Source organism: Cohnella panacarvi Gsoil 349, from assembly GCF_000515335.1.
Lineage (GTDB): Bacteria > Bacillota > Bacilli > Paenibacillales > Paenibacillaceae > Cohnella > Cohnella panacarvi.
Genome location: NZ_KI911563.1, coordinates 4,064,051 through 4,077,686 on the forward strand (window position 1 = coordinate 4,064,051; position 13,636 = coordinate 4,077,686).

A 13,636-nucleotide genomic window follows, 5' to 3' on the forward strand; every position below is an offset into this window, starting at 1 on the left:
TCCGAGAGGACTCTATTTTTTATCTGCCCGGATGCTAGGATTATGCTACAATAAAGAAACCATTTTCGATAGGAAAGAGTTGTCGATTCCGCTATGCGCGTGTCGAATTTCATGGAATTCACCGAGAATCACCGATACTTCGCGAGCAGGGATTTCTCGCTCAGCGCGCTCGACCGCAAATCGTTCGCATGCCTCTATCAGCCGATGATCGGGGCTGTTTCGGCCGGGCTCTACCATTATCTCTATCATATGCTCGCCGAAGACGCGACCGGATACTCGGGGATCGAGTCGCAGCGACGCCTGTTCCTCGGGCTGGGATTCGAGCTGAACGCCGCAGGGCGCAAGACGGCCGTAGAAGCGGCGTCTCGCCTGGAAGCCGTAGGGCTGCTGCAAGTGTTCCGCAACCATAACCCGGTGACGGACGAGACGATATACGAATATATCCTGATGCGTCCGCTGAAGGCGGAGGAGTTCTTCTCCAACGTCCATCTGACGTTGCTGCTCCGGGACAAGATCGGCAAGTCCGCCGTGTTGGAGCTCAGAGAGGCGTTCTCGCCGGAGCCGCCCGCGGAGCTCGCGAAGTTCGTGAACCGCGAGGAAGCGACGACGCCGTTCTACGAGCTGTTCACGATCGGAGCCAGCGTCGTCGACCCCGAGCTGGAAGCCGGCTGGGCGGAAAGCGCGCCGTCGATGGAACGGTCTTCCGCGGTGAAAGTGCAGGAGCGCATTCTCCACGGAGAGATTATGCTGCGATTCCCGCGCGGATCGGCGAACCGCTTATACGTGGAGCGGTTGAACCGCTCGCCGGAGCTCATGTCCCAGCTTAATTACTTAGCGTTCAAGTATGACCTGGAGACGCCGGAAATCTGCAGGCTTCTCGACGAAGACGGCATGTTCCATCCGGACGGCACGCTCGTCTGGGACGAGCTGCAGAGCCGAGCCAATCAGATGTACCGCCAAAGCCGCAAACGCGACGAGGAGCGCGAACGCTTCGTCTCCCGAGGCGAAGGCAGAACGAAGGAGGAGGCCTCGATCGCCGCGGCGGCGGCCTCCGCGATCCAATTGGAGGTGCCGGAACGGTTCCTCGCCGACGTCACGCAAGCCGCCTATAACGAGATGATTCGCCAAGAGCCGTATACGAAAGTGCTGGAGCGATATTTTCCGGGAGCGGTTCCGAGCGGGTTTATCGATATTTTCGAGAAAATAGACATCAATTATAAACTGCCCGAGCCGGTCATCAACGTACTCATTCATTATGTTCTCGGCATGAGCAGCAACCAACGGTTAACGAAGTCGTTCATCGATTCCATCGCGTCCAACATGCTCGCCAAAGGCATCGATACGGTCGACAAAGCGATTCAGTACGTCAAAGAGCAAGAGAAGCTGAACGCGGCGCTCGAGCGCAAGCGCAGCGGCGACGCTCCGGCGGCGCGAGGAGCCGCCGGAACCGGCGCGGGGCGCGGGGGCGCGAAGCGCAAGCCCGCGATGCCGGTCGTCAAGGACGACGGACCCGTACGGGAAGTGTCGCAGGAAGAACGAGAGAAGATACGCGAAATTGCTCGGCGGATGAAGGAAGAACGGTAATCGATTCATTCATTACTGGCCGAACAGGAGGACTGGAACATGGAATCTTTGGGTGAGGCTCTTCGCCGAGTGCCGCTATTGGATGGCGCGATGCATCCGGATCGGCTGGCCGAGCAAGTGTTGAACGATCCGCTCGTTCTGAAGCTTCGCGAGCGTTATCCGGACGTGGACGACGCGACGCTGCGGCTTAATCTGAATCGCCTGTACCAGATGTCGGCGGAATATCGCAACTGCAAATATTGTCCCGGCCTCGCGGACTGTCCGAACGATATGCAGGGCCACTATACGAGCATTACTTGCGCGACGTTGAACGGCCGCTGGCAAGTCGTCGATCAGAAGACGCCGTGCTCGAAATGGACCGCCTATACGCAGCAGGAACAAATCCGCAAGCGGATTACGAGCTTTTTCGTGGACGAGACCCTATTCGGAGCGGAATACGATCCTTCGGAAATGCTGGATCTTGACGAGAGCAGGGAACCGGCCGTCATCGATCTGATCAGCTACATCGAGAAGACCCGCCAAGAAGGGCTGCAGAAGAAAGGCTTGTATTTGCAAGGCAACTTCGGCACCGGCAAAACCTATTTGGCGGGTTTTATGCTAAAGGAGCTTGCCAAGGAAGGCTTCTCCGGCGTTATCGTCTACATGCCGGAGTTCGTGGAAGACGCCAAAGCGCTCATGCTGGAGCCGCAGCAGCTTAAAGAGACGATCTCGCTGATGAAGGAAGCGGATCTGCTCGTCTTCGACGATATCGGCGCGGAAAATTTAAGCCCTTGGGTACGCGACCATGTGCTGGGGGCGATTCTGAACTACCGGATGAACCGCAAACCTACCTTTTACACGTCGAACCACGACTTGGACGCGCTGGAGAAGCACTTCAGCTTTACGCATAAAGAGGGCGAGGAACTGCACAAAGGACAACGTCTGATGGACCGCGTCAGGCCGTTCGTCGACGTCGTGCACGTGCGGGGGCGCAACCAGCGCGGATAAGCGGCATCGACATTTATCATTTATTTTTATAAGTCCGTATTGACAGGGAGCTAGGCTCCCTGTTATTATTTTCCCAATACCAAGTAAGTGGGTAGGAATTATAAAGTTTGTAGGAATTATCGGGTAACCGACCGAGGCGACCGGACGAACCGGAGCGATAACGGAAAAAGAAAAAACATTGGGGTGCATAATCATGACCGTATTGAAAAAATTCCAATTTATCCTTATCGCCGCATTAATCCTGACCTTGCTATCCGCTTGCGGTTCCAAGAACGATAACAAAGAACCGGCGGCTTCTCCGTCGGGAGCGAGCCCAAGCGCGACAGCGAGCGAGTCTAACGGCGAGTCTTCGGCGGAGCCGAGCAAAGTTCCGGATCCGATCGAGTTGCTGAACGTCTCTTACGATCCGACCCGCGAGCTGTACGAAGCGTTCAATGCAAGCTTCGCCGAATATTGGAAGCAAACGACCGGAGGCAAAATCACGATCAAGCAATCCCACGGCGGTTCAGGCAAGCAAGGCCGCGCGGTAATCGACGGTTTGGAGGCGGACGTCGTCACGCTCGCGCTCGGCTACGATATCGACGCGATCGCGGACGCGGGCTTGCTGAAAGCCGATTGGCAGAAGTCCTACGAGCAGAACAGCACGCCGTACACGTCGACGATCGTGTTCCTCGTACGCAAAGGAAATCCGAAAGGCATTAAAGACTGGAACGATCTGATCAAGGACGGCGTGGGCGTCATTACGCCGAATCCGAAGACGTCCGGCGGCGCCCGTTGGAACTACCTCGCGGCATGGGGCTACGCCCAGAAGACGCTCGGTTACGACGAAGCGCAAACGCTCGATTTTCTGAAGAAGCTGTTCAAGAACGTGCCGGTGCTCGATACGGGCGCCCGCGGTTCCACGACGACGTTCGTCGAGAAAGGAATCGGCGACGTGTTGCTCGCTTGGGAGAACGAAGCTTACTTGGCGCTTAAGGAGTACGGCGACGATTACGAGATCGTCACTCCGTCCCTCAGCATTCTGGCCGAACCTCCCGTAGCGATCGTCGACAAGAACGTAGACAAGAAGGGGACCCGCGAAGCGGCGGACGCTTACCTGAAGTACTTATACACCGAGCAAGGGCAAGAGATCGCGGCGCAGAACTTCTATCGTCCGCGTCTGCAATCGGTCGCCGACAAATTCAAAGACCAGTTCGGGGAATTAAGCTTGCTGACGATCGATCAGGATTTCGGCGGCTGGAAAGAAGCGCAAACGAAGCATTTTGCCGACGGCGGCACGTTCGATCAAATTTATACGCCGGGATCCTAATGGTGCAACCGGTAAGAGGGGTTAATTCATGATGCGTCAACGCAAAGCGGACCGGGTGCTCCCCGGGCTTAATCTCTCGCTTGGATTCACGGTCGCTTACGTTAGCTTGATCGTCCTTATTCCGTTAGCGGCTCTGGTGATCAAATCGTTCGATCTTTCCATGTCGGAGTGGTGGGATGCCGTAACGGACGCGCGGGTGGTCGCTTCGTATAAGCTGAGCTTGCTTACCTCTTTTTACGCGGCGGTAGTGAATCTCGTATTCGGTCTTTTGCTCGCATGGGTGCTCGTTCGGTACCGTTTTCCGGGCAAAAGAATCATCGACGGTCTCATCGACCTTCCTTTCGCGCTGCCTACGGCGGTAGCGGGCATTGCCCTTACGACGATCTACGCGCCGAAGGGATGGATCGGATCGCTGCTCGAACCGCTCGGAATCAAGGTAGCCTACACGCCGCTCGGCATTACGATCGCGCTTATATTCATCGGGTTGCCGTTCGTCGTTCGAACGGTGCAGCCGGTGCTGCAGGATATGGAATCCGATATGGAGGAAGCAGCCGTGTTGCTAGGCGCATACCGCTCACGCACGTTCCGCAAGGTCATCTTGCCGGAGCTGCTGCCTCCGCTGTTAACCGGATTCGCGCTGGCTTTCGCCCGCGGAATCGGGGAATACGGCTCGGTCGTGTTCATCTCCGGTAACATGCCGATGAAAACCGAAATCGCGCCGCTCCTGATTATCACGAAGCTGGAGCAGTATCAATACAGTCAAGCGGCCGCCGTGGCGGTCGGACTGCTCCTCGTCTCGTTCGTTTTGTTGCTCTTCATTAACCTTCTGCAAAGATGGTCTAACCGCCGCCTGCGCAGCGTAACGAAAGGAGCGTGAGCGTATGGCAGGAATCGTCACGAATCCGCGTTCTGGCAAGAACGCCGATACGCGCCCCCATCTAACGGAATCCGGATTGATCCGGTGGGTGCTGATCGGAGCCGCGCTGCTCTTCGTAGGTTTGATCGTCGTGCTGCCGATGATCACGGTCATCTCCGAGTCGCTGCGCAAAGGATGGGACGCCTATCTCGAAGCGCTGAAGGATCCGGATGCAATGGCCGCCCTCAGGCTGACGCTCATTACGGCAGCCATCGCCGTACCGCTCAATACGATATTCGGCGTTGCCGCCGCGTGGGCGATCACGAAGTTCAAGTTCCGCGGCAAAAACCTGCTTATTACGCTGATCGATCTTCCGTTCGCGGTATCGCCGATCGTCAGCGGGCTCATCTACGTGCTGCTGTTCGGGGCGCAAGGATTCCTTGGGCCGTGGTTGGACAGTCGCGATATCGATATTATTTTCGCGACGCCGGGCATCGTTCTCGCGACGATGTTCGTCACGTTTCCCTTCGTGGCGAGGGAGCTTATCCCGATCATGGAGGCGCAAGGCGTGCAGGACGAGGAAGCCGCGGTAAGCCTCGGCGCCAGAGGGTGGCGAATCTTCTTCAAGGTGACGCTGCCGAACATCAAGTGGGGGCTGCTATACGGCATGATTCTGTGCAACGCGCGGGCGATGGGCGAATTCGGCGCCGTGTCGGTCGTATCCGGTCACATACGGGGCGAGACGAACACGTTGCCGCTTCATATCGAGATTCTGTACAACGAGTATCAATTCAGCGCTTCGTTCGCCGTTGCTTCGTTGTTGATGCTGCTTGCTATCGTCACGTTGATTATTAAGTCCATACTGGAAAGCAGAATGAGCAAGGAACACGAGAGTTAGAAGGATAAAGGACTAGTGGAGGGATTAGGATGGCGAAACCGGTAGAAGTAGACGATCGTTGGCTCGCTCGAATCGCCGAGCAAGTGAACGGGCTCGAGTACGGCGAGGTGAACATCGTCGTGCACGACGGCAGAATCGTGCAGATCGAGCGCAAGGAACGCCGCCGCTACGACGACGGTGCGTCGTCCGTGCAGCGAACGGTGCATTCGGTAGACAGAAAAGAGCGCAAGCAAGGCTAGGGCAGGATAGGGCAGGGGCAGGGCAGAGCAGAGCAAGGCAGAGCAGGGCGATAAAGCCGACAAAAAAACGCATTCCGGACTCCCGAGGGAGAGTGGAATGCGTTTTTGTCGTTCGTTCGGCTTACGAAATGATAAATTTAATGACAACCGCGGCGGTAAACACCACGAACATGAAGCCGAACATGGCGAAAAAGCCCATTGCCGTATCTTGCAAATCGTCGCGCGGTTCTTCGTTAATATGTTGACGCGGATCTCTTACGTTCTCCATGGTAAGCCTCCTGAGACATTCGATACTGTTAGTATACCCAACTTCGCTTTTTGTTGTAAAGATAGCTCGTGCGCAGGGCGGTGACAAGTTTGCGACAACGCCGCCGGAGTCGAACCCGCAAAGGACGCGGCTGTGATACAATATAGGACGAATACCGAAGGAATCGAGGTGTCTCGCATGGATCGTTCGACGCCGCAAGCCGGAAGCCGCGAACAGGCGATGGTAGGTATCCGTCATAAGCTTGCGCTGCTCCCGGACCAGCCGGGCTGCTACCTGATGAAAAACGGCGAAGGCCGCATTATATACGTCGGCAAGGCGAAAGTGCTGAAGAATCGCGTGCGTTCCTATTTCATCGGGAGCCATGACGGCAAGACGCAGAAGCTTGTCTCGGAAATCCGGGACTTCGAATATATCGTAACGGCCAGCAACACGGAATCGCTCATTCTCGAGTGCAATTTGATCAAAGAGCACATGCCGAGATATAACGTCCTGCTGAAGGACGATAAGTCGTTCCCGTATCTGAAAATCACCCACGAAAAGCATCCGAAGCTCGAGGTAACGCGGAGGGTCGTGAAGGACAAAGGGAAATATTTCGGTCCGTACCCGAACGCGTTCGCCGCCCAGCAGACGAAGAAGCTGCTCGACCGGCTGTATCCGCTTCGCAAATGCAACGTGCTGCCGGACAAAGTGTGCCTCTATTATCATCTCGGCCAATGCGTCGCTCCTTGCGAGCATCCGGTCGAGCAATCGCAGTACGACGAGATGATCGGCGAGATTACGCGGTTTCTGAACGGCGGTCATACCGACATCAAGCGCGAGTTGAAGCGCAAAATGGAGGAAGCCGCCGAAGAGCTTCAGTTCGAGCGGGCCCGCGAGTACCGCGATCAAATTACGGCGATCGACGCGCTGATGGAGAAGCAGACGATCAATATCAACGACGCGATGGATCGCGACGTCTTCGGCTATGCCGTCGACAAAGGCTGGATGTGCGTGCAAATTCTGTACATGCGCCAAGGCAAAATGAATCAGCGGCACATGTCCGTATTTCCGTATTACGGCGAGCCTTATGAGGATTTTCTTAGCTATGTTACCCAATACTACAGCGACAATCCCGCGCTTCCCCGCGAGATGCTGCTGCCGCTGCCTCCGGAAGAAGCGGCGGAAGATGGCGAGGCCGAAGGGGCGCCTAAGGAAAGCGAGATCGCGCTGACGAGAAAGCTTGCACAGGAAGAAGGCGAATCTTCAGCCGCCGATTCGGCCGCGGACGAGGGAGGGGAGATCGGCGATTCCCTGCGTCGCTGGCTGAAGATCAAGGTCGCGTTCCCTCGCAGAGGTACGAAGAAGCAGCTCGTCGCGATGGCGTGCGACAACTCGCGCGTGGCGCTGGAGGAGAAGTTCAAGCTGATCGAGCGGGACGAGACGCGCACCGTGAAGGCGGCGGACGGCTTGGCCGAGCTGCTCGGCATCTCCAGCGCGCACCGGATCGAGGCGTTCGATAACTCGAACATTCAAGGCGCGTCGCCGGTATCCGCGATGGTCGTGTTCACGGACGGCAAGCCGGACAAGAAAGAGTACCGCAAGTACAACGTGCGTTCCGTGGAAGGGCCGGACGACTATCAGACGATGCGCGAAGTCGTCCGCAGACGGTACGAGCGGGTGCTGAAGGAAGGGCTGCCGCTGCCGGACTTGATTGTCATCGACGGCGGCCGAACGCATATCGCCGCGGTCATGGACGTGCTGACGAACGAGCTGGGCCTCGACGTGCCGGTGTGCGGATTGGCCAAGGACGCCAAGCACCGCACGGCGGAGCTGCTCGTCGGCGACCCGCCGGAGCCCGTGCCGATGGCGCGCGACAGCCAGGAGTTCTATCTGCTGACGCGCATCCAAGACGAGGTGCATCGCTTCGCGATTACGTTCCACCGCGAGAAGCGGGCGAAGTCGATGGTCGCCTCCAAGCTCGACGCCATCCCCGGCATCGGGGAGAAGCGCCGCAAGCAGCTGCTGAAGCATTTCGGGTCGCTTAAGGCGATCAAGGAAGCGGAAGTCGAAGACTTCAAGGCGGTATCGATCGGCGAGGCGCTGGCGGAACGCATCCTCGAGGCGTTGAACGCGGAGTAGGGGACGGAATCGCACGAAATAGCGCGGTGACGTCGAGTTACCGAGGCATAAGTGGCGGGATCGCACGAAATAACGCGGAGACGCCGAGTTACCGAGGCATAAGTGACGGGATCGCACGAAATAGCGCGGTGACGTCGAGTTACCGATAATAAATTGGCTCAACGCCATGCAATAGCGCGATAATATCGCGTTACTGCACGGCGTTGAGCCTTTTCATTGTTCCTGAGCGAAGGGGATATCGTTATAAAGGCGCTTTAGGCAGTACCCCGCGACCGGAAGGCATACCGGTGAAGCCGCCAGATGACGATGCCGGCAAGCCCCGGCATCAGGAGGCTGAACAATCCGGCCCAATAGTCGCCGGGCAAGCCGTCCGTGATCATCTGGAAGCCCATCAGGACGCCGTCCAACGTCACGTGCGCGAAAATGACCGCCATTAATCCGAAACGAAGCATGAACCACCCGAACAGCAACGACAACAATACGAGTTCGATTAAGCGAGTGTAGATCGGATATACGGCGTAACCGACGTGTCCGAACGCCCACAGCATTCCTGGAGGCAGCATGGCGGCGAAGGTCAGACACGAAATCGTTCTGGCCGACGGTTCTCTGCCCAGCAGCTTCTTGGTTCCGCCGACGAGCCAGCGCCGGAACAGCCCGATGCCGAAAAACCGGCTCTGCATCTCCTCGGAGATGCCCGCGCACCAAGCCAATATCGGCAGCAACCAAGGATAAATCATGTTGTACATCGATTGCGTCGGGTCCGATGCGGCGAACGATCCGATCGACTGTTCCAGCGCGATCAGAATAACGGACTGGACGCCGAGCAGAATGAATGCGAGAAAGTAACCCGTCTTCATGCTTCTTAGCACGGAATCGCCATAGTCGGATTCTTGCCATCTAGGCCAAAGCTTCAGCCCCATTTTGTTCCATACGCCGTCCCCGCCCACTGCGGACAAATACGTAAGCAGCCCCATGGCCGCATAGATGATTATGCTCGCCGTAACCACGCCGTCGCTCAACGCGTCCCGGGCGCTTGTCGAGATCCCGATCGCGCCGGCCCGCAAGCCTGGGATCATGTTGTACGTGAATACGATATAAAGAGCGACGAACAAACCGGCCAAGAAGATTCCTCTTCTATAGGAGCTATGAGCGGCATATACGCCCGCGGCCACGACCGCGCATACGAGCATGAACAGCTGAGGAACAATGTAGCCGAACGTGGAAAACTTAGAAGCGAGACGCTCCTGGTTATCCTTATAAACAAGAAAATCGAGCGGGAGCTGCGTGCCGTAGATTAAATACCCGCCCTCCCAGGGCGGTATCGATGAAGCCGCTTCATTGAAGGATGCCGGCATGCGTACTTTGAGCCAGGGCTTCGCTTCGCCAAGCGCAGGCTGTTCGTGGAAGAACAGCGTGCTCCCGTCTTTCTCCGCTATTCCGGACCATTCCCAGCTTGCGGAATCGATGCCCCAGGCTTCAGCGTAGCGCAACGCCTTGGACGCGGTCATGTCGTCTCCGCCTGCCGGGAACTCCGCCGCGGTAACGTTCGTCGCCTGATGCCGCCAGCCGACCAGCTTGCCGGTCTCTAGATGCAAGAGCAGCAACAATGTCCCCGATTGCCCGCCTAAATGGAGATCTACCCGGTAATAATCGGTCGGCATCGTCGCGTCCCATTGTTCGTTGTAATCGGATAAAAGATGATTTTTCGCATAATAACCTACCGCATCGCTATCCGACAGATGGGTCACCGTCGCGTCCCCGATCTCCGAACGCGTAATGCCGAATTGCCTTTCGGCAATGCCTAAGGCTAGATTCTCCGCCTGCGTACGGGGAAGCACGTCGTGATTGTCCGACTGGAACAACGAGTAGGACGTCGGGAAAACCTGAATGAGCAGGAACAGAGCCAAGCCTACCGCGGCCGTCCACATCCACCCTCTGGACAGCTTCGCTTGATGGTTAGGGATCATTCGTCCGGCTTCCTTTCGTTGTACGAATCTAGAGCGGAATTTTCCGCTAAGTATCTTGCATTTTATATGAAAATAGAAGAAAAGAGAACGATAATCGTAGAACGGAAGCTTCCGGAACGGAAAGTTGCGGGCAGCGGTGCCATTTATCGTCGAAACGGGGCCGTTTGCGTCCTTTTTGATGTTGTTCCCCAGACTTGGAAAGCATATAATTCGATGGTACGTGATTGAATGTCATATTGAACCAGCCGAATTTCCGCGCGGAAAACGGGGGAACCAATTGATCGCCGGTACAGGCTATTGTATTCAGCGGTCGTGGGGTGAATTCCAGCTGTCTTTCAGACGCAGCCGGATAGGGCAATCTGTTCGAGCCCGAACCCGACAGCTAACCTCGCAGGCTGACAGAACAGGACTCGTATGCGATCCGAAGCATTGGAGCCCCAGTGCTTCTTTTTTATGCACATGCGCGAGTCGGAAAAGGTGGGTATCGACTTGGTTAATAAAGTGATTCGCTGGTTCGGCCAATCTCCCCCGAGAACGCTTCTCCTCGGCTTCGTATTCATTATCCTGCTCGGCGCCCAGCTGCTTAAGCTTCCCGCGGCGTCGGCCGACGGGCACTCGATCAAATACATAGACGCGCTGTTCACTTCGACTTCGGCGACATGCGTAACCGGATTGGTCGTCTACGATACGGGGACGCAATTTTCCTCGTTCGGCCATTGGGTGATCGCAGCCCTCGTCCAAATCGGCGGTATCGGCTTCATGACGATGGCGACGCTGTTCGCGCTCATTCTCCGGAGGCGCATCTCGCTCAAGGAACGCCTGATACTGCAAGAGTCGCTCAACCAGGGCAGTATCGAAGGATTGGTTCGGCTCGTCCGCAAAGTGATCTTCTTCGCGCTTGCGATCGAGCTGGTAGGCGCAGCGCTATATACGGGAAGATTCCTGTTCGACATGAACTTCGGACAAGCGTTATACCACGGGATATTCCACTCCATCTCCGTATTCAATAACGCCGGCTTCGATCTATCCGGTAATTCCAGCAGCTTCTCGAAATATTCGACCGATCTCTACATGAACGTCGTATCGATGCTGCTCATTATTGTTGGCGGCTTCGGGTTTATCGTCCTGTCGGACTTGTTCGATCTCAGACATAACCTGAAACGCAGATTGTCGTTGCATACGAAAGTCGTACTGATCGTCAGCGGCATACTCATCGTGGTCGGCGCGGTCGTCATCTTCATCTTCGAGTTTACGAATTCGCATTCGATCGGCGATAACGGCTTCGGCAAGAAGACGCTCGTTTCCATTTTCCAATCCGTCACGACCCGTTCCGGAGGCGTAACAACCGTCGATGTCGCGGACTTCCGCCAAGCGACGCAGTTTTTCATCATTATTCTGATGTTCATCGGCGCTTCTCCGGGTTCCACGGGCGGAGGCATCAAGACGACGACGTTCGCGGTGCTTGTAGGCGCGGTATTCGCCATGATCCGAGGCAAAGAAGACGTCGTCATGTTCCGCTTCCGGTTAGCGCAGGAACGCGTATACAAAGCCGTTACCGTTACGTTGTTCTGTATCGGCATCGTCATGCTGGGCACGATGATTCTATGTACGACCGAGGACGCCGCGTTTCTGAAAATTTTGTTCGAATCGACTTCGGCTTTCGGCACGGTCGGATTGTCCATGGGTTTGACCGGGCAACTGACGATCGCCGGAAAGCTGACGATCATCATGCTGATGTTCATCGGGCGTTTGGGACCGCTAACGTTGACCTACGCGCTCGCGCCTAAGCTGGAAAAGGCGCGTTACCGCCATGCGGAGGGCAAAATCATAATCGGGTAGGAGAACGTAAGATGAAACAAAGCCAGTTCATTATTATCGGCTTGGGCCGCTTCGGATCGAGTATCGGTCGCGAGCTGATTCAGCTAGGGCACGAGGTGCTCGGCGTCGATCGCGACGAAGAGAAAGTACAGGAGCTGTCGAACGTGCTTACGCACGCCGTCGTGGCGGACGCGACGGAGGAAGAGGTGCTGCGGTCGATCGGGGCGCGCAACTTCGACGTCGGCGTCGTCGCGATCGGCGACGATATACAGGCCAGTATTCTGGCGACCATCCTGTTGAAAGAACTCGGCGTCAAGAAGGTCGTCGCCAAGGCGGTATCCGACCTGCACGGGCGCGTGCTGGAGCGGATGGGCGTCGATCGCGTCATCTACCCGGAGCGGGATATGGGCGTACGCGTCGCTCATCAGCTCGTATCGCCTAATCTGCTCGATTATATCGAGCTCTCGAAGCAATACACGATCGCGGAGCTTGCCGTGCCTCATTGTCTGTCGGGCAAGTCGCTCGACGACGTCAATCCGAGAGGACGGTTCGGTTGCAGCATCGTGGCCATCAATAAGCCGCGAGGCATTATTATCGCTCCGGTAGCGCAAGACGTGCTGATCGAGAAGGATATTATGGTCGTCATCGGGACGAATCAGCAGATCGAGCAGTTCCAGCAATCGATCACCATTTGATCGGATATAAATCATAAGTATGAAATGGTACTCGCACGCTCAGGATAGAAGGGAGACGAAAGGCTCCGGGAGGGTGGCGCGATGAAGCGTTGGCGGTATCGAATAGCGGTGATGGTGCTGGGGAGCGCCGTCACCCTTTTATGTTTGATAGGGCCGGCACGTACGGATGGAGCGGTGCCGCCCGGGATTCAATGGTCCGATCTTGCGCGCAAGTACGAAGGGGTGTTCGTCTTATCCGCTTCTCGGGAGTCGCGCAAGGTAGCGTTGACGTTCGACGACGTACCCGACCCGCGGTTTACGGGCAAAGTGCTCGACGTGTTGAAAAGCAAACGCGTAAAGGCGACTTTCTTCGCGATGGGCACTCGCAGCTTGAGGCATCCGGACTTGCTGCGGCGGATCGCCCGGGAGGGTCATGACGTAGGCAACCATTCCTACAGCCATCCGGATTTCTCCAAGCTAGCCCTCGAAGAGGTGAAAAGCCAGATCAACCGCGCGGAAAAGACGATCTCCGGCATTATCGGCTACAAGCCGAAGCTAGTGCGCCCGCCTTACGGGGAAATTCTGCCCGAACAGCTCGAATGGGCGAAAAGCGAAGCGTTCACCGTTGTCAATTGGGACGTGGATTCCGCGGACTGGCGGCAGTTAAAGGCGGATGAAGTATTCAGGAACGTTACGAGAGCCGTACGCCCCGGATCGGTCATTCTCATGCACGCGGGAGGAGGACATGGGCAAAATCTGGAGGGCACCGTCCAAGCGCTGCCCCGCATCATCGATTGGTTAAGAGAGAACCGATACGAGCCGGTGCCGTTGACGGAGTTGCTCGAGGTGCCGGTGTACAGGGACAAAGAGAACCCCCTCCAGCAGATGATGAGATTGCCGGAAGGGGTAGTCGAGTAG

The 13,636-nt window shown here is 56.6% G+C and carries 12 protein-coding genes and 1 riboswitch; of the genes, 10 read left to right on the forward strand and 2 right to left on the reverse strand.

Going from position 1 to position 13,636, the window contains the following annotated elements:
- Positions 1-93 precede the first annotated feature (93 nt).
- The 6 genes from COHPA_RS0119565 to COHPA_RS0119590 all read left to right on the forward strand — a co-directional run bounded on the left by COHPA_RS0119565 (position 94) and on the right by COHPA_RS0119590 (position 5,873).
- Positions 94-1,584, forward strand: a complete 1,491-nt coding sequence (locus COHPA_RS0119565) for a DnaD domain protein (RefSeq protein ID WP_027087838.1) — start codon at positions 94-96, stop codon at positions 1,582-1,584.
- A gap of 39 nt (positions 1,585-1,623) precedes the next feature.
- Entirely contained in the window at positions 1,624-2,571 is a 948-nt protein-coding gene (locus COHPA_RS0119570; protein ID WP_027087839.1) for an ATP-binding protein, read from the forward strand.
- Between the two features lie 193 nt (positions 2,572-2,764).
- Positions 2,765-3,880, forward strand: coding sequence for a sulfate ABC transporter substrate-binding protein (locus COHPA_RS0119575; protein ID WP_027087840.1), 1,116 nt, complete (start codon positions 2,765-2,767; stop codon positions 3,878-3,880).
- A 28-nt stretch (positions 3,881-3,908) separates the two neighbouring features.
- Positions 3,909-4,757, forward strand: coding sequence for a sulfate ABC transporter permease subunit CysT (cysT, locus tag COHPA_RS0119580; RefSeq protein ID WP_027087841.1), 849 nt, complete (start codon positions 3,909-3,911; stop codon positions 4,755-4,757).
- A 4-nt stretch (positions 4,758-4,761) separates the two neighbouring features.
- Positions 4,762-5,634 (forward strand): sulfate ABC transporter permease subunit CysW, encoded by an 873-nt coding sequence (cysW, locus tag COHPA_RS0119585; RefSeq protein ID WP_027087842.1) that lies wholly within the window; start codon positions 4,762-4,764, stop codon positions 5,632-5,634.
- Positions 5,635-5,663: 29 nt separating this feature from the next.
- A complete protein-coding gene (locus COHPA_RS0119590; RefSeq protein ID WP_027087843.1) occupies positions 5,664-5,873 on the forward strand; it encodes a YezD family protein in 210 nt (69 codons plus the stop codon).
- Positions 5,874-5,994: 121 nt separating this feature from the next.
- On the opposite strand, the gene COHPA_RS25715 is transcribed toward COHPA_RS0119590, so the two are convergent.
- Entirely contained in the window at positions 5,995-6,141 is a 147-nt protein-coding gene (locus COHPA_RS25715; protein WP_156926706.1) for a YqzM family protein, read from the reverse strand.
- 177 nt (positions 6,142-6,318) lie between these two features.
- On the opposite strand from COHPA_RS25715, the gene uvrC reads away from it, so the two are divergent.
- Positions 6,319-8,259, forward strand: coding sequence for an excinuclease ABC subunit UvrC (gene uvrC / locus COHPA_RS0119600; protein WP_027087844.1), 1,941 nt, complete (start codon positions 6,319-6,321; stop codon positions 8,257-8,259).
- Between the two features lie 254 nt (positions 8,260-8,513).
- Here the strand turns inward: uvrC and COHPA_RS0119605 are convergent, their stop codons facing one another.
- Positions 8,514-10,226, reverse strand: a complete 1,713-nt coding sequence (locus COHPA_RS0119605) for a CPBP family glutamic-type intramembrane protease (RefSeq protein WP_027087845.1) — start codon at positions 10,224-10,226, stop codon at positions 8,514-8,516.
- A gap of 233 nt (positions 10,227-10,459) precedes the next feature.
- Positions 10,460-10,638: riboswitch (cyclic di-AMP (ydaO/yuaA leader) on the forward strand.
- A gap of 47 nt (positions 10,639-10,685) precedes the next feature.
- Between COHPA_RS0119605 and COHPA_RS0119610 the strand changes: the two genes are divergently transcribed.
- The 3 genes from COHPA_RS0119610 (at position 10,686) to COHPA_RS0119620 (ending at position 13,636) form a co-directional block, all read left to right on the forward strand.
- Entirely contained in the window at positions 10,686-12,065 is a 1,380-nt protein-coding gene (locus COHPA_RS0119610; RefSeq protein WP_027087846.1) for a TrkH family potassium uptake protein, read from the forward strand.
- Positions 12,066-12,076: 11 nt separating this feature from the next.
- Positions 12,077-12,739 carry a potassium channel family protein gene (locus tag COHPA_RS0119615; protein WP_027087847.1) on the forward strand — a complete coding sequence of 221 codons (663 nt, stop codon included), beginning with the start codon at positions 12,077-12,079 and terminating at the stop codon, positions 12,737-12,739.
- 81 nt (positions 12,740-12,820) lie between these two features.
- Positions 12,821-13,636, forward strand: a complete 816-nt coding sequence (locus COHPA_RS0119620; protein ID WP_027087848.1) for a polysaccharide deacetylase family protein — start codon at positions 12,821-12,823, stop codon at positions 13,634-13,636.

Coding starts and splice junctions, on each gene's coding strand:
- COHPA_RS0119565 (WP_027087838.1), top strand. CDS start 94: ATGCGCGTGTCGAATTTCATGGAATTCACCGAGAATCACCGATACTTC.
- COHPA_RS0119570 (WP_027087839.1), top strand. CDS start 1,624: ATGGAATCTTTGGGTGAGGCTCTTCGCCGAGTGCCGCTATTGGATGGC.
- COHPA_RS0119575 (WP_027087840.1), top strand. CDS start 2,765: ATGACCGTATTGAAAAAATTCCAATTTATCCTTATCGCCGCATTAATC.
- cysT (WP_027087841.1), top strand. CDS start 3,909: ATGATGCGTCAACGCAAAGCGGACCGGGTGCTCCCCGGGCTTAATCTC.
- cysW (WP_027087842.1), top strand. CDS start 4,762: ATGGCAGGAATCGTCACGAATCCGCGTTCTGGCAAGAACGCCGATACG.
- COHPA_RS0119590 (WP_027087843.1), top strand. CDS start 5,664: ATGGCGAAACCGGTAGAAGTAGACGATCGTTGGCTCGCTCGAATCGCC.
- COHPA_RS25715 (WP_156926706.1), bottom strand. CDS start 6,141: ATGGAGAACGTAAGAGATCCGCGTCAACATATTAACGAAGAACCGCGC.
- uvrC (WP_027087844.1), top strand. CDS start 6,319: ATGGATCGTTCGACGCCGCAAGCCGGAAGCCGCGAACAGGCGATGGTA.
- COHPA_RS0119605 (WP_027087845.1), bottom strand. CDS start 10,226: ATGATCCCTAACCATCAAGCGAAGCTGTCCAGAGGGTGGATGTGGACG.
- COHPA_RS0119610 (WP_027087846.1), top strand. CDS start 10,686: ATGCGCGAGTCGGAAAAGGTGGGTATCGACTTGGTTAATAAAGTGATT.
- COHPA_RS0119615 (WP_027087847.1), top strand. CDS start 12,077: ATGAAACAAAGCCAGTTCATTATTATCGGCTTGGGCCGCTTCGGATCG.
- COHPA_RS0119620 (WP_027087848.1), top strand. CDS start 12,821: ATGAAGCGTTGGCGGTATCGAATAGCGGTGATGGTGCTGGGGAGCGCC.